The organism is Stenotrophomonas sp. Sm2128 (assembly GCF_030985535.1).
Taxonomy (GTDB): Bacteria; Pseudomonadota; Gammaproteobacteria; order Xanthomonadales; family Xanthomonadaceae; genus Stenotrophomonas; species Stenotrophomonas maltophilia.
The window spans coordinates 1-19,680 of record NZ_JAPTFQ010000050.1 but is presented as its reverse complement, the minus strand read 5'-3'; the positions used below and the strand labels follow the sequence as shown (position 1 = coordinate 19,680).

The 19,680-nt window shown below is 66.5% G+C and carries 19 protein-coding genes; 7 read left to right on the top strand and 12 right to left on the bottom strand.

The genetic code is table 11. The features are described from left to right. Positions 1–259 precede the first annotated feature (259 nt). Positions 260–1,021, bottom strand: a complete 762-nt coding sequence (ubiE, locus tag O0K41_RS14510) for a bifunctional demethylmenaquinone methyltransferase/2-methoxy-6-polyprenyl-1,4-benzoquinol methylase UbiE (protein ID WP_019660690.1) — start codon at positions 1,019–1,021, stop codon at positions 260–262. An 80-nt stretch (positions 1,022–1,101) separates the two neighbouring features. Between ubiE and O0K41_RS14505 the strand changes: the two genes are divergently transcribed. The 4 genes from O0K41_RS14505 to O0K41_RS14490 all read left to right on the top strand — a co-directional run bounded on the left by O0K41_RS14505 (position 1,102) and on the right by O0K41_RS14490 (position 2,914). Beyond that, positions 1,102–1,554: a nucleoside deaminase gene (locus O0K41_RS14505; RefSeq protein WP_099562485.1), complete on the top strand. Its 453-nt coding sequence runs from the start codon at positions 1,102–1,104 to the stop codon at positions 1,552–1,554. A gap of 198 nt (positions 1,555–1,752) precedes the next feature. Then, on the top strand, positions 1,753–2,013 hold the full coding sequence (locus O0K41_RS14500) for a hypothetical protein (protein ID WP_005414515.1): 261 nt from the start codon (positions 1,753–1,755) through the stop codon (positions 2,011–2,013). Between the two features lie 75 nt (positions 2,014–2,088). Continuing rightward, positions 2,089–2,424 (top strand): hypothetical protein, encoded by a 336-nt coding sequence (locus O0K41_RS14495; protein WP_005411085.1) that lies wholly within the window; start codon positions 2,089–2,091, stop codon positions 2,422–2,424. A 67-nt stretch (positions 2,425–2,491) separates the two neighbouring features. Then, positions 2,492–2,914 carry a low affinity iron permease family protein gene (locus tag O0K41_RS14490; RefSeq protein ID WP_005411086.1) on the top strand — a complete coding sequence of 141 codons (423 nt, stop codon included), beginning with the start codon at positions 2,492–2,494 and terminating at the stop codon, positions 2,912–2,914. Positions 2,915–2,997: 83 nt separating this feature from the next. On the opposite strand, the gene smeF is transcribed toward O0K41_RS14490, so the two are convergent. The 3 genes from smeF to smeD form a co-directional block, all read right to left on the bottom strand. Further along, positions 2,998–4,398 carry a multidrug efflux RND transporter outer membrane subunit SmeF gene (smeF, locus tag O0K41_RS14485; RefSeq protein ID WP_152904894.1) on the bottom strand — a complete coding sequence of 467 codons (1,401 nt, stop codon included), beginning with the start codon at positions 4,396–4,398 and terminating at the stop codon, positions 2,998–3,000. Positions 4,399–4,490: 92 nt separating this feature from the next. Beyond that, positions 4,491–7,613, bottom strand: a complete 3,123-nt coding sequence (gene smeE / locus O0K41_RS14480; protein WP_005411088.1) for a multidrug efflux RND transporter permease subunit SmeE — start codon at positions 7,611–7,613, stop codon at positions 4,491–4,493. Positions 7,614–7,625: 12 nt separating this feature from the next. After that, positions 7,626–8,810 (bottom strand): multidrug efflux RND transporter periplasmic adaptor subunit SmeD, encoded by a 1,185-nt coding sequence (gene smeD, locus O0K41_RS14475; protein ID WP_005411089.1) that lies wholly within the window; start codon positions 8,808–8,810, stop codon positions 7,626–7,628. A gap of 226 nt (positions 8,811–9,036) precedes the next feature. Here smeD and smeT point away from each other — a divergent pair, with 226 nt between their 5' ends. Together smeT and O0K41_RS14465 are read left to right on the top strand one after the other, a co-directional pair. Then, on the top strand, positions 9,037–9,696 hold the full coding sequence (smeT, locus tag O0K41_RS14470; RefSeq protein WP_005411090.1) for an efflux transporter SmeDEF transcriptional repressor SmeT: 660 nt from the start codon (positions 9,037–9,039) through the stop codon (positions 9,694–9,696). A gap of 45 nt (positions 9,697–9,741) precedes the next feature. Further along, positions 9,742–10,734, top strand: coding sequence for a Gfo/Idh/MocA family oxidoreductase (locus tag O0K41_RS14465; RefSeq protein ID WP_164222070.1), 993 nt, complete (start codon positions 9,742–9,744; stop codon positions 10,732–10,734). 96 nt (positions 10,735–10,830) lie between these two features. Here O0K41_RS14465 and hslU read toward each other — a convergent pair whose 3' ends face one another. From hslU to O0K41_RS14425, 8 genes are all read right to left on the bottom strand, one after another. Next, a complete protein-coding gene (gene hslU, locus O0K41_RS14460; RefSeq protein ID WP_005414521.1) occupies positions 10,831–12,204 on the bottom strand; it encodes an ATP-dependent protease ATPase subunit HslU in 1,374 nt (457 codons plus the stop codon). Positions 12,205–12,307: 103 nt separating this feature from the next. Then, complete coding sequence (gene hslV, locus O0K41_RS14455) at positions 12,308–12,859, bottom strand: ATP-dependent protease subunit HslV (protein ID WP_005411093.1); 552 nt, start codon at positions 12,857–12,859, stop codon at positions 12,308–12,310. An 85-nt stretch (positions 12,860–12,944) separates the two neighbouring features. Continuing rightward, complete coding sequence (gene xerC, locus O0K41_RS14450) at positions 12,945–13,841, bottom strand: tyrosine recombinase XerC (protein ID WP_005411094.1); 897 nt, start codon at positions 13,839–13,841, stop codon at positions 12,945–12,947. Between the two features lie 13 nt (positions 13,842–13,854). Next, positions 13,855–14,529, bottom strand: a complete 675-nt coding sequence (locus O0K41_RS14445) for a DUF484 family protein (protein ID WP_005411095.1) — start codon at positions 14,527–14,529, stop codon at positions 13,855–13,857. Next, on the bottom strand, positions 14,526–15,377 hold the full coding sequence (dapF, locus tag O0K41_RS14440) for a diaminopimelate epimerase (protein ID WP_033834522.1): 852 nt from the start codon (positions 15,375–15,377) through the stop codon (positions 14,526–14,528). The genes O0K41_RS14445 and dapF overlap by 4 nt, the downstream gene beginning before the upstream one ends. Then, positions 15,370–15,642: a lipoprotein gene (locus tag O0K41_RS14435; protein ID WP_005411097.1), complete on the bottom strand. Its 273-nt coding sequence runs from the start codon at positions 15,640–15,642 to the stop codon at positions 15,370–15,372. Before O0K41_RS14435 ends, dapF begins: the two co-directional genes overlap by 8 nt. A gap of 163 nt (positions 15,643–15,805) precedes the next feature. Next, a complete protein-coding gene (locus O0K41_RS14430; protein ID WP_049450421.1) occupies positions 15,806–16,231 on the bottom strand; it encodes a YbaN family protein in 426 nt (141 codons plus the stop codon). 54 nt (positions 16,232–16,285) lie between these two features. Next, the gene (locus O0K41_RS14425) at positions 16,286–18,397 is read right to left on the bottom strand and encodes a S9 family peptidase (protein ID WP_164222977.1); all 2,112 of its coding nucleotides are present in this window, start codon (positions 18,395–18,397) and stop codon (positions 16,286–16,288) included. 220 nt (positions 18,398–18,617) lie between these two features. On the opposite strand from O0K41_RS14425, the gene O0K41_RS14420 reads away from it, so the two are divergent. Next, positions 18,618–19,680: pyridoxal phosphate-dependent aminotransferase (locus tag O0K41_RS14420; RefSeq protein ID WP_308304520.1), on the top strand; the 1,063-nt coding region annotated here is incomplete at its 3' end.

Below are 19,680 nucleotides of genomic sequence, written 5' to 3'. Positions count from 1 at the left end.
GTTACGGGGATCAAACCCCAATGGTAACTCCCTCCGGCCGCGCAGGCGTTGCGCGGTGCGGGGTAATGGCAGGCAAGCCGATCCTGCGCCTCGGGCGCATGCCAACCAAGGTTGGCATCTACAGGCAGGTACCAACCTTGGTTGGCACGGACCCATCAACGCATGCAGCAGGCCCGCGCCGACCAAGGTCGGCACCCACCAGAGCGGATCACCGCAGCGGGCCAGTACCAACCACGGTTGGCACCCACCAGAGCGGGGCTTACAGCTTGTAGCCGGAGTGGATCGAGACGATGCCGCCGGTCAGGTTCTTGTAGTGGCAGCGCTCGAAGCCGGCCTGCGCCATCATCGCCTTCAGTTCGTCCTGCGGCGGGTGCTTGCGGATGCTCTCGGCCAGGTACTGGTAGCTGTCCGAATCGTTGGCGAACAGCTTGCCCAGCTTCGGCAGGATCTTGAACGAGTGGAAGTCGTAGATCGGCTTGAACCAGTCCGCGGTGACTTCGGAGAACTCCAGCACGCGGGCCTGGCCGCCCACCTTCAGCACGCGGTACATCTCGCGCAGGCCAGCGTCCTTGTCGGTGACGTTGCGCAGGCCGAAGGCGATGGTGACCAGGTCGAAGCTGTTGTCCGGGAACGGCAGGGCCTCGGCGTTGCACTGCACGTAGTCCAGGCCCAGCACCAGGCCGCGGTTGGTCAGGCGGTCACGGCCGACCGACAGCATGCCGGCGTTGATGTCGCCCAGCACCACCGAGCCCTCGGCGCCGACGCGCTCCTTCAGCAGGGCGGCGATGTCGCCGGTGCCGCCCGCCAGATCGAGCACGCGGTCGCCCGGCTTCACCTGCGCGGTGGCCACGTAGTAGCGCTTCCACGCCCGGTGCACGCCCAGGCTCATCAGGTCGTTCATCAGGTCGTAGTTGCGCGCGACCGAGGTGAACACCTGGCCGACCAGCTTCTGCTTGTCCTTGGCGGCGACGTCGCGGAACCCGAAATGGGTGGTACCGGCTTTGTAGGGGGATTCGCTCATGGCCCCGATTATCGCACCGCCGGGGTCCAGCGGCACCCCCTGCCCGTATCATGGCGGGCCACGACTTACCGGAGCCCCGCATGATCACCACGCCCGACTACCAGGCCCTGCTGCAGACCGCCATCGCCGAAGCCCGCCAAGGCCTGGCCGAGGGCGGCGTGCCGATCGGCGCGGCCCTGTACCACAACGACGGCCGCCTGCTTGGCTGCGGCCACAACCGCCGCGTGCAGGAAGGCGACCCGTCGGTGCACGGCGAGACCGATGCGTTCCGCAAGGCCGGCCGCCAGCGCCGTTACCAGGACACGATCATGGTCACCACCCTGGCACCGTGCTGGTACTGCTCGGGCCTGGTGCGCCAGTTCAACATCGGCACCGTGGTGGTGGGCGAATCGCGCACCTTCCAGGGCGGCATCGACTGGTTGCGGGAAAATGGCGTCAACGTGGTCGACCTGGACAGCCAGGAGTGCGTGGACCTGCTGGGCGGCTTCATTGCGCAGCACCCGGAGATCTGGAATGAAGACATCGGTGAATGATCACCACGCAGTGTCCTGTTGAACCCGTTTAATGAACGCTTCAGTGCCGGCACGCCCTAGTGCCGGCAGCGTTTGCGGCCATTGCCGTGAACCAGTGCACAGTCAGCTGCGCAACGTGCACACGCTGCGATAACACCCCGCCCGGCTGCCGCGCCTAGGGTGGGGTTACCGGGACTTCTTTCCCCGGCGGAGCCAGCCATGTGCGCGCACGCCGTACGACCTGCACCAGACTCGATCCTCGACCCGATCCGCGAACGCCTGCAGCGGCAATATGCACTGCACCGGCGCGGCGCGTTGTTCTGGACCGCCTACCAGCGCATGCAACTGGAGCTGGTCCGTCGCCATCCGCTCGACCACGAGCGCCTGTGCAACGCGATGGCCACCCTGGCCGAAGATCTCGGTGCCGTCGAGCACGCGCAGTTGATTGGACATGCCAACGCCAGCTCCACATCGCGCTGACGCGGCATGCACCGCCACATACGCCACACTCCGATGAACCCCCACTCCCTTTCCACTCAACCGAACTGGATTGTCATGCACGCTGAAGTCCCCACCATTCCTCCGGTCATCAACGTTGACGCCGAGCTGGATCACTGGCGCCGCCAACATGCCGAAGGCGCACTGCCGCACAACTCGTTCGGCTCGTACGTGCCGTGGATCAAGTTTGCCTGCGATTCGCTGATCACCCAGCCGCGCGCCAGCGAGGCCGAACGTGACGAGATGTTCCAGACCCAGTACGCCCTGCAGATCATGCCGCGACTGAGTGAAGCCCAGGCCCGAGAATTCGTCGACCGTTGCTGGCAGCACGTCTACCAGAGCAGTCCGGTGCGCAGCCTGCAGGCACCGCGGCTGCAGCGCATGCGCGCCTGACCGCCGCTGCACGGCGCCTGCACGGGCCACTGCCGATCATCCTCGTCACCTGAGTGGGATGACGACGATGAAAGTACGAAACCTGTTCAATACGATCGCCAAGAAGGCCGCGGCCGCCACCGGCTCTCCGTGGACCTTCCTGGCTGCAGTAGCGATCGTGGTGATCTGGGGCATCAGTGGCCCGGTGTTCGGTTTCAACGACACCTGGCAGCTGGTGATCAACACCGGCACCACCATCATCACCTTCCTGATGGTGTTCCTGATCCAGCACACGCAGAACGCGGACACCGCCGCGATGCAGATCAAGCTGGACGAGCTGATCCGGGCGACGGCCGAAGCCAACAACGAACTGTTGGATCTGGAAGAACTTGACGAAGCGCGCCTGGAAGAGATCCGCGCCGAGTACGAGCAGATGGCGCGCGAAGCCGGCGATGCGCTCGCGCGGGTGCGCGCCTGCCATGCAGCGCGGCGCGACGATGAAGCGGTTTAGCGGGCCCCGGAATGACAATGCCTGCCAGCGGCCGGCACTACCATCGATCATCAAGGTAGAGCCGGCCGCTGGCCGGCTGTCCTTCAGCTGCGCTCGTGCCAGCCACCGCCCAGCACCTTGTACAGGGTGATGCGGTTGGCCTGCTGCGCCAGCTGCGCCTGCAGCTGGGTCTGCTGTGCGTTGTAGGCCGTACGCCGCGCATCAAGCAGGGTCACGAAGCTGTCCAGGCCCGCGTCGTAGCGCGCCTGCGACAGGCGGTTGGCCTGTTCGGCCGCTTCCACCAGGCGCTGCTGTGAACTCACCTGCTCGTCCAGGCTGACATTCAACGCCAGCGCATCGGCGGTTTCGCGGAAACCCACCTGGATCGACTTCTCGTACTGCGCCAGAGCGATATCACGATCGGCGTTGGCGATGGCCAGGTTGGCGCGCAGCTTGCCGCCCTGGAAGATCGGCAGCGTGATCTTCGGCAGGAAGCTCCACACGCGCGTACCGCTGTCGAACAGGTTGGACAGTTCGCTCGAACCACTGCCGATGCTGCCGGTCAGCGAGATGCTCGGGAAGAATGCCGCGCGTGCCGCACCGATATTGGCGTTGGCCGCCAGCAGCTGGTGTTCGGCGGCCATGATGTCCGGGCGCTGCAGCAGCACGTCGCTGGGCAGGCCGGCCGGCGGCGGTGCCAGTGCAAGCAGCTGCGGCTCGATGCTGTCCGGCAGCAGCGCCGGATCCAGCTGGCCACCGGCCAGCAGCGCCAGCGCGTTGCGGTCCTGGGCCAGCTGGCCACGCAGGCGTGCGGCGTCCGTACGCGCGGTCTCGACCAGGGTACGGGTCTGGGTCAGCTCCAGCGCCGAACTGCCACCACGTTCGTGGCGGGCCTCGGCCAGGCGCAGCGAATCCTCGTAGGTCTTCAGCGTGGCATCGGCGATCTTCAGCCGCTGCGCATCGGCACCGTAGGTCAGCCATGCGGTGGCCGTCTCGGCCACCAGGCTCAACTGCGCGTTGCGGCGGTTGGCGGCGACGGCGAAGTACTGCTGCAGCGCGGCTTCACTGAGATTGCGCACGCGGCCGAACAGATCCAGCTCGAACTCGGCCACGCCGACACCGGCGGTGAACTGTTCGTTGACACCGGCGTCGGTGCCCTGGCGCTGCATCTGGCCGGTAACGGCCACGCCGGGCACGCGATCAGCGCGCTGCACACGGTACTGGCCGCGCGCGCGCTCTACATTGAGCACGGCCACGCGCAGGTCGCGGTTGTTCTGCAGCGACTGCTCGATCACCTGCTGCAGGCGTGGATCGGTGAAGAAGTCGCGCCAGCCGACGGCGGCGACATCGGCCACCTCGCCCTGCGCGGCCTCGGCCGGCCACTGCGCCGGGATCGCCGGGGCGACAGCGGTGTTCTTCGGCACCAGGGTGGAGCAGCCGGCGAGCGCGAGCACAGCGGCAATGGAAAGGAACAGGGATGCACTTTTCATGGGAATGACTTCCATCGGTACTGCCGGATGGCAGGAGGTCATGCCGGCCAGCGGCCGGCACTACCGTTTCGACAACGCCAGCCTGAGGCCGGCATGACCGTTTCAGGTCACGTCGTGGATTTGCGCTTGAACACGCGCTGCACCACCACGAAGAACAGCGGCACGAAGAACACACCGAGCACGGTGCCGACGATCATGCCGCCGAGCACGCCGGTGCCGATCGCCTGCTTGGCCCCGGAACCGGCACCGGTGGAGATCGCCAGCGGTACCACGCCCATGCCGAAGGCCAGCGAGGTCATCACGATCGGGCGCAGGCGGTCGCGCACGGCATGCATGATCGATTCGATCAGGCCTGCGCCCTTCTCCAGGTTCTCCTTGGCGAACTCCACGATCAGGATCGCGTTCTTGCTGGTCAGGCCCACCGTGGTCAGCATCGCCACCTGGAAGTAGATATCGCGTTCCAGGCCCTTGAAGGTATTGGCCAGCACCGCGCCGAGGATGCCCAGCGGGGCCGCCAGCAGCACTGCGGTCGGCACGCTCCAGCTTTCGTACATCGCGGCCAGGCACAGGAATACGATCATCAGCGAGAGCGTGTACAGCAGTGGCGTCTGCGAGCCAGCCTGGCGCTCCTGGTACGACATCGCCGTCCACTCGATGCCGAAGCCCGCCGGCAGCTGCTTGGCCAGCTGCTCGATCTCGGCCATGGCATCGCCGGAGGCGACACCCGGGGCCGGTTCGCCCTGGATTTCCATGGCCGACACACCGTTGTAGCGTTCCAGGCGCGGCGAACCGTAATCCCAGTGCTTGGTAGCGAAGGCGCTGAACGGCACCATTTCACCCTTGTCGTTCTTCACGGACCAGAGATCGAAGTCCTCCGGCACCATGCGGAACGGCTGGTCGGCCTGCACGAACACACGCTTGACGCGGCCACGATCGACGAAGTCGTCGATGTACGAGCTGCCCCACGCGGCGGCCAGCGTGCCGTTGATCTGGTCGATCGACAGCCCCAGCGAGGTCGCCTTGGCCGCGTCGATGTCGATGCGGAACTGCGGCGTGTCCTCCTGGCCGTTCGGGCGCACGTTGGCCAGCTTCTTGCTGCCGGCGGCGAGGCCGAGCAGCTGGTTGCGCGCGGCCACCAGTGCCTCGTGGCCCTGGCCGCTGTTGTCCTTCAGGAAGAAGGTATAGCCCGAGGCGGTGCCCAGTTCCGGGATGGCCGGCGGCGGGAAGGCGAAGATGAAGGCATCCTTGATCTGGCCCAGGGCCGCCATCGCGCGTCCGGTGATCGGCATCACACCATTGTTGGCGTCACGCTCGCTCCAGTCCTTCAGCTTGACGAATGCCATGCCGGCGTTCTGGCCCATGCCGGCGAAGCTGAAGCCCTGCACCGAGAACACCGAGTCCACCGCATCCTTCTCGTTCTGCAGGAAGTGGTTTTCCAGCGCCGCGATCGATTCCAGCGTACGTTCCTGGGTGGCACCCACCGGGGCCTGCACCAGCGCCATCAACACGCCCTGGTCTTCGTTGGGCAGGAATGAGCTGGGCAGGCGCACGAACAACACGCCCATCAGCACGAACAGCGCCGCCACGATGCCCATGAAGCGCCACGGGCGATGGATGATGCCGCGCACGCCACGCTGGTAGCTTTCGCTGGTGCGGTCGAATCCACGGTTGAAGCCATTGAAGAAGCGACCGGCCAGGCCGCGGTGGGCGACGTGGTGCTCACCTTTCTTCAGCGGCTTGAGCATGGTCGCGCACAGCGCCGGGGTCAGCACGATCGCGACCAGCACCGACAATGCCATCGCCGAGACGATCGTGGCCGAGAACTGGCGGTAGATCACGCCGGTGGAGCCACTCATGAAGGCCATCGGCACGAACACCGCCGACAGCACCAGGCCGATGCCCACCAGCGCGCCGGTGATCTGGCCCATCGACTTGCGGGTCGCCTCGAGCGGCGACAGTCCTTCCTCGGACATGATGCGCTCGACGTTCTCCACCACCACGATGGCATCGTCCACCAGCAGGCCGATCGCAAGCACCATCGCGAACATGGTCAGCATGTTCACCGAGAAGCCGAGCATGGCCAGCACGCCGAAGGTACCCAGCAGCACCACCGGCACGGCGATGGTCGGGATCAGGGTGGCGCGGAAGTTCTGCAGGAACAGGTACATCACCACGAACACCAGCACGATCGCTTCGATCAGGGTCTGCACCACGCCCTTGATCGACACGCGCACGAACGGGGTGGTGTCGTACGGAACCTCGGCCTTCAGCCCGGCCGGGAAGAAGCTCTTCATGTCTTCCAGCGCGGCATTCACACCAGCAGCGGTATCCAGCGCGTTGGCGCCGGTGGCCAGGGTCACCGCCAGGCCGCTGGCCGGCTGGCCGTTGTAGCGGGTGACGAAGTCGTAGGACTCGGCACCCAGCTCGACGCGGGCGACATCCCCCAGGCGCAGCTCGGCACCGTCCTGCGCACCGCGCACGATGATGTTGCGGAACTGTTCCGGGGTCTGCAGGCGCGACTGCGCGTTGATGGTGGCGTTGAGCTGCTGGCCCTTGATCGACGGTGCACCGCCAAGCTGGCCGATGGCCACCTGCGCGTTCTGTGCCTTGATCGCTGCGGTCACTTCCGCAACCGACAGGCCATAGGTATGCAGCTTGTTCGGATCCAGCCAGATGCGCATGGCGTACTTGCCACCGAACACCTGGATGTTGCCCACGCCCGGCACGCGGCTCAGGCGATCGACGACATTGGAACCGACGTAGTCGGCGATGTCGTTGGCATCCATGCTGCCGTTCTCGGACACGAACGCGATGACGTTCAGGAAGCCCGAGCTGGACTTGGCCACGTTGATGCCCTGCCGCTGAACTTCCTGCGGCAGCAGCGGCATGGCCAGCTGCAGCTTGTTCTGCACCTGCACCTGGGCGATGTCCGGGTTGGTGCCGCTCTCGAAGGTCAGGGTGATGGTGGCCTGGCCGTTGGACGAGCTGTTGGAGGAGAAGTAGATCAGGCCATCAAGGCCCTTCATGTTCTGCTCGATGATCTGCGTCACCGAGTCCTCGACCACCTTGGCCGATGCACCCGGGTAGGTGGCGCTGATTTCCACCGCCGGCGGTGCGACGTTGGGGTACATCGAGACCGGCAGCTTGAACAGGGCCAGGCCGCCGGCGAGCATGATGATGATGGCGATCACCCACGCGAAGATGGGTCGATCGATGAAAAAGCGTGCCATGGGGTTCTCCGCTTACTTCGCGTCGCCGGCCGGGGCGGCAGGCTGGGCGGCCGCTGCCGGCTTGGCCGGAGCAGCGCCCTTCTCGGTGGCCTTGACCGGCATGCCGGGGCCGATCTTCTGCAGGCCTTCGACGATGACCTTGTCGCCGGCCTTCAGGCCGTCCTCGACCAGCCACTTGTCGCCGACCGTGCGGCTGACCTTGACCGGGCGCACTTCGACCTTGTTGTCCTTGCCGACCACCATCGCGGTCGTGTCGCCCTTCGGATCGCGAGCGATGCCCTGCATCGGTACCAGCACCGCATCGCTGCGCACGCCGCCGCCGATCACCGCGCGCACGTAGGTGCCCGGCATCAGCAGGCCGTCCGGGTTGTCCACCTTCACGCGCAGGCCGAAGCTGCCGGTGGCTGGATCGACGCTCACTTCAGAGAACTCCAGCGTGCCCTTGTGCTCGAAGGTGCTGCCGTCTTCCATCAGGATGCTGACCGGCAGCGTCTGGTTGTCCTGCAGGCGGCCGGCAGCCAGTTCGCGGCGCAGCTGCAGCAGCTCGGCCGAGGACTGGGTCAGGTCGACGTAGATCGGATCCAGCTGCTGCACGGTGGCCAGTGCATTGGCCTGGCCGGCGCTGACCAGCGCACCCTGGGTAACGCTGGACTTGCCGATGCGGCCGCTGATCGGCGCGGTGATGCGGGCATAGCCGAGGGTGACGTTGGCCGCGTCCAGCGAGGCCCTGGCGGCACCGACATCGGCCTCGGCCTGCTTCTGCGCGGCCACGGCGTTTTCCAGGTCCTGCTGGCTGACCGCGTCGACCTTGGCCAGCTCGGTGATGCGCTTGGCGCTCAGGCGCGCGGCGTTGGCCGTGGCTTCGGCGCGGGCCAGCTGGGCGCGGGCGCTGTTGGCCTGGGCGCGGTAGCTGGCGTCCTCGATCTGGTAGAGCGGCTCGCCGGCCTTGACCATGCCGCCTTCGGTGAACAGGCGCTTGGCAACGATGCCGTTGACCTGCGGGCGCACTTCGGCGACCAGGAAGGCGTTGGTACGGCCCGGCAATTCGCGGGTCAGGCCCACGGTCTCGGACTTCAGCGTGACCACGGTGACGTCACCCGGGCCCTGCTCGGGGGCCTGGGGTTGGCCGCCGCAGGCAGCCACGGCTGCGGCGATGGCCAGCGACAGTGCAAAGGGTCGGATTCGGCTCAGCAACATGACGGAAAGGCTCTTGAAGGAAAGGATCTCAGCCGGCGCTGATACGGCGGACCCTTCGACCGGTAAAGGTGAAGACCGTGAGAACAGCGCCCACCCGGGTGGAGCGGGAGCCGGACCGGCCTGCCACGCACACGACGGGAATGATGGGAGCGAAATATACATACATGCTTGTTTGTTTGTAAACCGGTACAATTCAGCCACGTTTCACCCGCACTCGTAACTACCCATGGCCCGCAAGACCAAAGAGGACACCCAGGCAACCCGGGAAGGCATCCTTGACGCCGCCGAAGCCTGCTTCCATGAACACGGCGTGGCCCGTACCACGCTGGAGATGATCGGCGCCCGCGCCGGCTATACCCGTGGCGCGGTCTACTGGCACTTCAAGAACAAGAGCGAGGTGCTGGCCGCGATCGTCGAACGGGTGCACCTGCCCTTCATGCAGGAACTGGAGCGCACCTCGACCGACCAGCGCGACACCCCCGTGCACGACCTGCGCGCGGTGATGATCCACTCGTTCATCGAACTGTCCGAGGACGAGCGCCTGCGCAAGACCATGGAGATCATGCTGCGCAGTGATGCCTCGGCCGACACCCGGGTACTGACCGAAATGCAGCAGGCCGGCTTCCGTGATGCGCTGGACCGGATGGAGCGCGCCCTGCGCCGCGCCCGCGACCTGGGCCAGCTGCGCGAGGGTGCCGACCCCAAGATCGCCGCACGCATGCTGCACGCCACCGTGCTGGGCGTGCTGCACGGCGCGATGGTCGAACCGGACCTGATGGACCTCAAGCGCGACGGCATGCTCGCACTGGACATGACCCTGGCCGCCTACGTGAAGGACGGCGTGTTCGTGCCGGGCACTGTGCCCGAGCCGCTGCCCGAAGCGTGAGTGGCGCTGCTGCCGCCACCGCCGCGCCCATCTGAGGACAGCCCCGTGATCCTGGACAACGTGATGTGGGGCTTCATCGGCTGTGGCAGCGTCACCGAGAAGAAGAGCGGCCCCGCCCTGGCCAGCACACCCGGCTCACGGGTGGCAGCGGTCATGCGCCGCAATGCGGCATTGGCCGAGGATTATGCGCGGCGCCACGCGATTCCGCGCTGGTACGCGGACGCCGACGCACTCATCGCCGATCCGGAAGTGAACGCGGTCTACGTCGCAACGCCGCCCTCGACGCACATGCAATACGCGCTGCAGGCGATCGCCGCGGGCAAGCCGGTCTACATCGAAAAGCCGATGGCCATGGACCACGACGAGTGCCAGCGCATCATCACGGCCAGCGCCCGCAGCGGCGTGCCCGTGTTCGTGGCCTACTACCGCCGTGCCCTGCCCCGCTTCGCACAGGTGAAGCAGCTGCTGGACAACGGCGCGATCGGAACGCCGCGCAGCGTGCGCGCTACCCTGCATCGGCCGCATTCGGCGAATGCCGCCTCGCCGGACTTCTGGCGGACCAATCCGTCGATCGCCGGCGGCGGCCTGTTCGTCGATCTGGGCTCGCATACCCTGGACCTGCTCGACCATCTATTGGGGCCGCTGAGCGACGTGCGTGGCCTGGCCAGTTCGCTGACCGGCGCCTACGCCGCCGAGGACAGTGTCTCGATGTGCTTCCGTACCGGCAGCGGGGCGCACGGCATCGCGCAATGGAGCTTCTGCGCGTTCCGCCGCCAGGATGAGGTCGAGATCACCGGCGACCGCGGGCAGCTGCGCTTTGCCACCTTCGAGGACGTTCCAGTGGTTCTGGAGACCGAAGCGGGCATGCAGGCATTCGACATCCCGAACCCGCCATCGGTCCAGCAGCCATTGATCGCCTCCCTCGTGGACGAGCTGCGCGGCAACGGCCGTTCGCCCTCGACCGGCATCAGCGCCGCCCGCACCAGTGCGGTGATCGACCAGGTGCTGCGGGACTACCGCACCCGGCAGTCGCGCTGACCGCACAAGAAAATGGCCGCCCTGCGGCGGCCCTTTCTGTTGCAGCGGGCGGGGTCAGAGCCCTCGCTGGGGCGAGGGGTCCGACCCCAACGGGCATTACAGGATGTAGCGGCTCAGGTCCGGGTCCTGCACCAGCTCACCCAGGTGCTTGTCGACGTAGGCGCTGTCGATCGCCAGGCTTTCGCCATCGCGGTCCGGTGCCTCGTAGCTGAGCGAATCCAGCAGGCGCTCCAGCACCGTATGCAGGCGACGGGCACCGATGTTCTCCTGGCGCTCGTTCACCTGGAAGGCGATTTCGGCCAGGCGCTCGATGGCGTCGGCGGTGAAGCTGACCTTGACGCCCTCGGTAGCCAGCAGCGCCTCGTACTGCTTGGTCAGCGCGGCCTTCGGCTCGGTCAGGATGCGCACGAAATCACCCTTGCTCAGCGCACCCAGTTCAACGCGGATCGGGAAGCGACCCTGCAGCTCCGGAATCAGATCGCTGGGCTTGGCCAGGTGGAACGCACCGGATGCAATGAACAGGATGTGGTCGGTCTTGATCGTGCCGTACTTGGTGGACACGTTGGAGCCTTCCACCAGCGGCAGCAGGTCGCGCTGCACGCCTTCGCGGGAGACATCGCCGCCGCCCACGTTATCGCCACGCTTGGCGACCTTGTCGATCTCGTCGATGAAGACGATGCCGTGCTGCTCGCAGGCCTCGATCGCCGCAGTGCGGATATCGTCCTCGTTGACCAGCTTGCCGGCCTCTTCCTCGATCAGCAGCGGTCGCGCGGCCTTGATGGTCAGCGTGCGCTTGTGCGCCTTCGCGCCGCCGCCAAGGTTGGCGAACATCGACTTCAGCTGCTGGCCCATTTCCTCCATGCCCGGCGGGGTCATGATGTCCATGCTGACATTGGCGGCCAGGTCGAGTTCGATCTCGCGCTCGTCCAGCTCACCGTTGCGCAGCATCTTGCGGAACTTGATGCGGGTCTCGTTGTCCTGCGCCGACGGTTCGTTGCGGGCGACTTCCGGATCGAAGCCGATGCCACCGCTGCGGCGCGGCAGCAGCGCATCGAGGATGCGGTCTTCGGCGCGTTCCTCGGCCTGGGTACGCACGCGCACCTTGGCCTGTTCGCGGTACAGCTTCACTGCGGTATCGGCCAGGTCGCGGATGATCTGCTCGACGTCCTTGCCGACGTATCCGACTTCGGTGAAGCGGGTGGCTTCGACCTTCACGAACGGCGCGTTGGCCAGCGTGGCCAGGCGACGCGCGATCTCGGTCTTGCCGACGCCGGTCGGGCCGATCATCAGGATGTTCTTCGGCATCACTTCATTGCGCAGCTCAGGCACCAGCTGCATGCGGCGCCAGCGGTTGCGCAGGGCGATGGCCACCGCGCGCTTGGCGTCGTGCTGGCCCACGATATGCCGGTCCAGTTCCTGCACGATCTCGCGCGGGGTCATGGTGGCGGAGGAAACTTCGATCTTCGACATGGATGTGCTCACGAATTCGTTGTCGGTCGCGCCGGCCGCTGGCCGGCAACCAGGCACGCGTGTGGGGGATCATGAGGTTGCCGGCCAGCAGCCGGCGCGACCCTCAGAGTTCCTCGACCACCACGTTGCGGTTGGTGTAGATGCAGATATCGCCGGCAATGCCGATCGCTTCGCTGGCGATGGTGCGCGCATCCAGTTCGGTGTGTGCCATCAACGCGCGTGCAGCCGACAGCGCATAGGAACCACCCGAGCCGATGGCGATGATGCCGTCCTCCGGTTCGATCACATCGCCGGTGCCGCTGATGATCAGCGAGGTTTCCTTGTCGGCCACGGCCAACAGGGCTTCAAGCTTTCCGAGGCGGCGCTCGGTGCGCCAATCCTTGGCCAGTTCGACCGCAGCACGCTGCAACTGGCCGTGCTTTTCCAGCTTGGCCTCGAACAGCTCGAACAGGGTGAAGGCATCGGCGGCGGCACCGGCAAAGCCGGCCAGCACCTGGCCATCACGACCGAGGCGGCGCACCTTGCGCGCATTGCCCTTCATCACGGTGTGGCCCAGCGTGACCTGGCCGTCGCCGGCAATGGCCACGTGCTCGCCGCGACGGACGCAGACGATGGTGGTGGCGTGGAAAACGTTGGGGTTCTGACTGGGGTCCATGATGCCTCCGGGGTGACAGAACCAGAGGTGGGGACTGCCCTGCGCCCTTCAAGCCACCCGCGACCGGCTGCCGCACGGGCAACGTTCAGCTTTCTCCGCTGCCCTCGCTGCTGCTTCGACGCTTCGCGCGCGGATGCGCCGCGTCGTAGACCTTGGCCAGGTGCTGGAAATCCAGATGGGTGTAGATCTGGGTGGTGGCGATGTCGGCATGGCCCAGCAGCTCCTGCACGCCGCGCAGATCACCGGATGATTCCAGGATATGGCTGGCGAAACTGTGCCGCAGCATGTGCGGGTGCACGTGCTTGAACAGGCCCTGGCGCTGCGCCAGCTGGCGGATGCGGATCTGCACCGCGCGTTGGCTGATCGGTCCGTTGCGGCCGGGAAATACCGGTGAGGCCGGACCACCGCCACTTTCGGCGCGCCACGCCTGCAGCGCTTCGCGCGCCGGCCGGCCGAACGGCACGCGGCGCTGCCGATTGCCCTTGCCCAGCACGTTGACCAGCCCGCTGTCGAAATCCAGATCGCGCCAGGTCAGCGCGCAGACTTCGCTCAGGCGCAGGCCGGAAGAATAAAAAAGTTCCAGCAGCGCGCGGTCACGGCGGCCGAGTTCACCTTCCGGCTCCAGCTCGACCAGCTGCACGGCCTCATCGGCGTCGAGGACCTGTGGCAACCGGCGCGGCGCGCGCGGCGCCTTCAGCGTTGCTGCAGGACTGACCTCGATGCGGCCGTGCTTGAGCAGCCAGGCATAGAAGCTGCGGCAGGCGGACAAGCGGCGCTGCAGGCTCTTGGCCGACAGGCCACGGCGGTGCTCATCGGCGACGAACTGGCGCAGCGCGTCGGCATCGAGTGCCTCCACCGCAACACCGCGCGGCTCGGCCCAGACCGACAGCGCGTCCAGGTCACGGCGGTAGGCATCGAGCGTATGCGCCGACATCCGCCGCTCCACCTGCAGATGCTGCAGGAAGGCCTGTACCGCGCTCATCGTCGTGTCCTGCTCAGCCCGGGAAGCGCTTCAGGCCGGCGACCAGGGCGTCGCCCATCATGCGCAGGAACAGCGTGCCCATGCCCGGATAGAAACGGTTCGGATCGTGGCTGCCCACCGCAATCAGGCCCACGCCCGGCAACGGCAGCAGCGCGGTGGTCTGCACTTCCTCGCTGCGCACGCCATACAGCACGGCATTCTTTTCCGGCTGCAGGCGGCCGCAGATCGGCTCGCCGTCCTTCAGGCAGTCGCGGAACGGGCCGAGCTGCGGATCATCGGCGGCGATCACCTGCAACCAGTCGGCCTGTTCCAGCCCGGCCACCGGCGTGTGCACCACCAATCGCACCAGGTCGCCGGCGAAATCTTCCTGCAGCGAGGCCGCCATCGCACGCAGGGTGTCGGCGGCGTTGTCCTGCTTCATCAACGCCAGGGTCAGCTGGTGCGTGCGCACCGCCAGGCGTTCGTTGACCTGGGCAGTCGCGCCCAGGTCGGCCAACCGTCGTGCCAGCTCGCGGTTCTTCTCGCGCAGCACTTCCAGCTGGTAGCTGGCCAGCGACGCGGTCGGGCCGTCGTCACGCGGCACCACCAGGGTCAGGGCCAGGTCCGGGAACTGCTTGAGGAAGCCGGGATGTCGCCGCAACCAGGCAGCGACTTCGTGGGCCCCGAGCTTGTCGACGGTTTCGGTCATGCCATCCACTCCCCTTCGAAGACGAATGCGGTCGGGCCGGCCATCACCACAGGCTGGCCATCGCCCGGCCACTGGATGCGCAGGTCACCGCCGGGCAGGCTGATGCGTGCATCACGCTGCAGGCGGCCGCGCTGCATCAGGGTCACCGCAGCGGCGCAGGCGCCACTGCCGCAGGCCAGGGTTTCGCCGACGCCGCGTTCATTCACACGCAGGCGTGCATGCGCCGGGCCCATCACCTGGGCGAAGCCCACGTTCACCGAGCGCGGGAACGAGGCATGCTGCTGCAGCAGCGCACCGACGCGCTCGACCGGTGCAGCATCGATCAGGCCCACTTCGATCACCGCATGCGGGTTGCCCATCGACACCGCAGCAAAACGCACGCTTTCGCCCTGCAGCGGCAGCAGGTATTCCTCGCGCGCGTGGGCGAAACCCACCAGCGGCACGTTGGCCGGCTCGAACGCCGGCACGCCCATGGTCACCGCGAACTGGCCATCGCCCAGCACTTCCACCTCATGGCTGGCCAGCGGGCTGTCGATGACGAAGCGGTCGCCCTGCGCACTGCCTTCGCGCACCAGCCAGGCGGCGATGCAGCGCGCGCCATTGCCGCACTGTTCGGAATTGGAGCCGTCGGCATTCCAGATGCGGTACGACGCCACCGAGCCTTCCGCACGCGGCGCTTCGATGGTCAGGATCTGATCGCAGCCGACGCCGGTGTGGCGGTCGGCCAGCTGCGCGGCCAGTTCAGGCGTGGGCGGCGCGGTGCCGTCACGCAGGTCGATCACTACGAAATCATTGCCCGCGCCATGCATCTTGCTGAAGCGCAGGGCCTTGGAACCGGCCTTACTCATTCCCGCCGCCCACCTTCTTCGCAGGCGCAGGCGCCGGTTGCGTGGTCGGTGCAGCCGGCTCCACGGTCGTGGCCGGGGTGCCACTGCCTTCGGTCTGCGCCGGGGTCGCTTCGGTAGCGGGCTCGGCAACAGGTTCGACGGTTTCTTCCACCGGCACCGGCTTCTGCGGCAGTACCAGCGGGCCCTTGTTGCCGCAGGCGGCGAGGAACAGCAGCGAAGCCGCTGCCAGCGGAATCAGGATGGCGTTTCGATGGGGGATCTTCATGCCCCGAGTATAGCCATTGGCGGCTGAGCGGTTGGTAGAGTCGACTGTTGGTCGACTGCTCCTGCAACGGCCGTGAAAAACCCGCGCTGCGCGCGATAGTCGACTGACAGTCGACTCTACCCCCCTGACCCACCCCCACGGGCCGCCCCGGGGCGGGCCATGTTCAGCCTTCCGGCGGTGGCAACGGCCGGGTCCACAGCCAGATCGCCACCACGGTCATGCTGCCGATCGAGAACCACTTCACCCAGGCAATCGGCACGCACCACAGCATGATGCCGGCGCATACCGCCATGGTGATCGTGGCCATCCACTTCCCGTAGCGGCTGACCGCCCCGTGTGCCTGCCAGTTGGCGATGGCCGGGCCGAAGCGTGGATGCTGCAGCAGCCAGTTGTGCAGGCGCTCGGAGCCACGCGAGGCGGCCCAGGCCGAAATCAGGATGAATACGGTGGTCGGCAGGCCCGGTACGAAGATGCCGACGATGCCGGTGCCGAGGCTGACATAGGCCAGCAGCCACCACGCCCAGCGGAAACGCACCACGCGCGGAGGCGTGGTGGTATCGCGAGGGACGGAAGGATCTGGCGCGCTCATGGCCGCAAGGATACCGGTTCAGGGTGCCAGGCAGTGCCCGGCACCCTGTCGCGATCACGGCTGGGCGATGCCCAGCTGCTGCAGCACGAATGCGTACGACTCGGACAGCTCGCGGTAACGCTGGAAGCGCCCCGACTTGCCGCCGTGGCCGGCTTCCATGTTGGTGCGGAACAGGATCGGGTAATGGCCGGTGTTGTCGTCACGCAGCTTGGCCACCCACTTGGCCGGTTCCCAGTACTGCACCTGCGAATCCCACAGGCCGGTGCCCACGAACAGCGCCGGATAGGCCTGCTTGCTGACGTTGTCGTAGGGCGAGTAGGACAGCATGTAGTCGTAGAACTGCTTCTGCTCCGGGTTGCCCCACTCGTCGTACTCGTTGGTGGTCAACGGAATGGTCGGGTCGAGCATGGTGGTCACCACATCGACGAACGGCACCTGGGCCACCATCACGCGGTAGTCCTGCGGCGCCTGGTTGGCCACCGCGCCCATCAGCAGGCCACCGGCGCTGCCGCCAGAGGCGGCCACGCGATCCTTCGCCGCCCAGCCCTGTGCCACCAGGCCACGGGTGACGTCGATGAAGTCGTTGAAGGTGTTCTGCTTGTGCAGCAGCTTGCCGTTCTCGTACCAGTCGCGGCCCATTTCCTGGCCACCGCGAATGTGGGCGATGGCATACACCACGCCGCGGTCGAGCAGGCTCACCGCGGTCTGGTTGAAATACGGGTCCATCGACATGCCGTAGCTGCCATAGGCGTACTGGAACAACGCGCCCTTGCCATCCTTCTGGTAGCCCTTGCGGTAGACCAGCGACACCGGCACCTTCACGCCATCGCGCGCGGTGATCCAGACGCGGTCGGTTTCGTACTTCGACGCGTCATAGCCGATCACCGGCTGCACCTTCAGCTGGCGGCGCTCCCCGGTGGCGGTGTTCAGTTCGAACACGGTGGTGGGGGTGGTCATCGAGGTGTAGACGTAGCGCAACCAGGGCGTATCGGCCTCGGTGTTGTCGCCCAGGCCCATCGAGTACGCCGGCTCGTCGGCCTTCACGTAGTCGCTGCGGCCATCCTTGAACAGCAGGCGGATGCGTTCCAGGCCCTCGGAGCGTTCGGCGATGGCGGTGTAGCCATCGAACAGTTCGAAGCCTTCGATGAACACCGCATCGTCGTGCGCGATCCAGTCCTTCCACTGCGCACGCGAGGTCGCATCGGTCGGTGCGGTGACCAGCTTGAAGTTCTTCGCACCGTCGTTGGTGCGGATCACCCAGCGGCCATCGTAGTGGTCGGCGTCGTACTCGACATCGCGCTGGCGCGGCGCCAGCACAGTGAAGTGGGTCGGGTCGCTGGCCGGCGCGTAACGCTCTTCCGAGGACACGGTGCTGTGCACGCCGATGGTGATGAAGCGATCGTCGCGGGTGCGGCCGATGCCCATGTAGAAGCTGTCGTCCTTCTCTTCGTAGACGATGGTGTCGGCGCTGGCCGGGGTGCCCAGCACGTGCTTCTTCACGCGCACGGTCAGCAACGTTTCCGGATCGTTCTCGACGTACAGCACGGTGCGGTTGTCGTCGGCCCAGACCAGGTCACCCGAGCTGCCGGTGATCACATCGGGCAGCACCTTGCCGGTGGCCAGGTCCTTGAAGCGGATGGTGTACTGGCGGCGGCCGACATCATCATCGGCCCAGGCCAGCAGCTGGTTGTCCTGGCTGACTTCCATCGAGCCGACGCTGAAATAGCCCTTGCCGGCAGCCATCGCGTTGACGTCCAGCAGGATTTCCTCGGCGGCCTCCATGCTGCCCTTGCGGCGTGCGTGGATCGGGTAGTCCTGGCCGGTTTCGAAGCGGCTGTAGTACCAGTAGCCACGCTCACGCGCCGGCACGCTGGAATCGTCCTGCTTGATACGGCCGACGATCTCCTTGTAAAGGGTGTCTTCCAGCGGCTTCAGCGGCGCCAGCAGCTGGTCGGCATAGGCATTCTCGGCCTGCAGGTAGGCCAGCATGTCCTTGTTCCCGCGCTTTTCGTCGCGCAGCCAGTAATAGTCATCGTTGCGGGTCGCGCCGAACGGCGCCTTGACCACATGCGGATGCTTGGCGGCATCCGGCGGAACGGGCGGAGTGGCGGCGGTGGCAGTGGTGGTCATCAGGCTGGCAAGCAACAGGCAGAGGGTGGATTTCATGAGATAGGGCTCCTTGAGGGGCAATGCAATGGCGTCCTTGCGCCCGAGTCTGGGTTGCTGAAGGACGGTGGGCAACCCTGCGGAACGTCATGGTGGCCATGCCTGCCGGTAGTGCCGGCCGCTGGCCGGCACCCTCACGGCCTGCGGGTGGGTCGGTTGCCGGCCAGCGGCCGGCACTACCAGAGCGCGTGACCCCGGTGCGCGGCGTACCATGGGCTGCATGAGTACCCTGCCCCATACGCCGGGCTACAGCCGGCGCAGCCATGAAATCGCTCCGTTCCACGTGATGTCCCTGCTGGCCCGCGCGCAAGCGCTGGAACAGGCCGGCCACGACGTGATCCACCTGGAAATCGGCGAACCGGACTTCACCACCGCCGAACCGATCGTGCGTGCCGGCCAGGCCGCATTGGCCGCCGGCCATACCCGCTACACCGCCGCACGTGGCCTGCCAGCCCTGCGCCAGGCGATCAGCGGCTTCTATCGCAGCCACTACGGGCTGGACATCGACCCCGAACGCATCCTGGTCACCCCCGGCGGCTCCGGTGCGCTGCTGCTGGCCAGCAGCCTGCTGGTCGATCCCGGCCGCCACTGGCTGCTGGCCGACCCTGGTTATCCGTGCAACCGCCACTTCCTGCGCCTCGTTGAAGGCGGCGCACAGCTGGTGCCGGTCGGCCCGGACACTGCCTACCAGCTCACACCGTCGCTGGTGGAACAGCATTGGAATGCCGACAGCGTCGGCGCGCTGGTTGCCTCGCCGGCCAACCCGACCGGCACCGTGCTCTCCTCCGACGAACTGGCCGCCCTGTCGAAGGCCCTGCACGCGCGCGGTGGTCACCTGGTGGTGGACGAGATCTACCACGGCCTCACCTATGGCCTGGATGCACCCAGCGTGCTGCAGGTGGATGACAGCGCATTCGTGCTGAACAGCTTCTCCAAATACTTCGGCATGACCGGTTGGCGGCTGGGCTGGCTGGTGGCACCACCAGCAGCCGTGCCGGACCTGGAGAAACTCGCGCAGAACCTGTACATCAGCGCATCGAGCATCGCCCAGCATGCCGCACTGGCGTGTTTCAGCGACGAAGCGATGTCGATCTTCGAACAGCGTCGCGAAGCGTTCCGCCAGCGCCGCGACTTCCTGCTGCCCGCGCTGCGTGAGCTGGGCTTCCGCATCGAAGTCGAGCCGCAGGGTGCGTTCTACCTGTACGCCGATGTCAGCGCATTCACCGATGACGCACAGGCGTTCTGCGCCCATTTCCTGGAAACCGAGCACGTGGCATTCACGC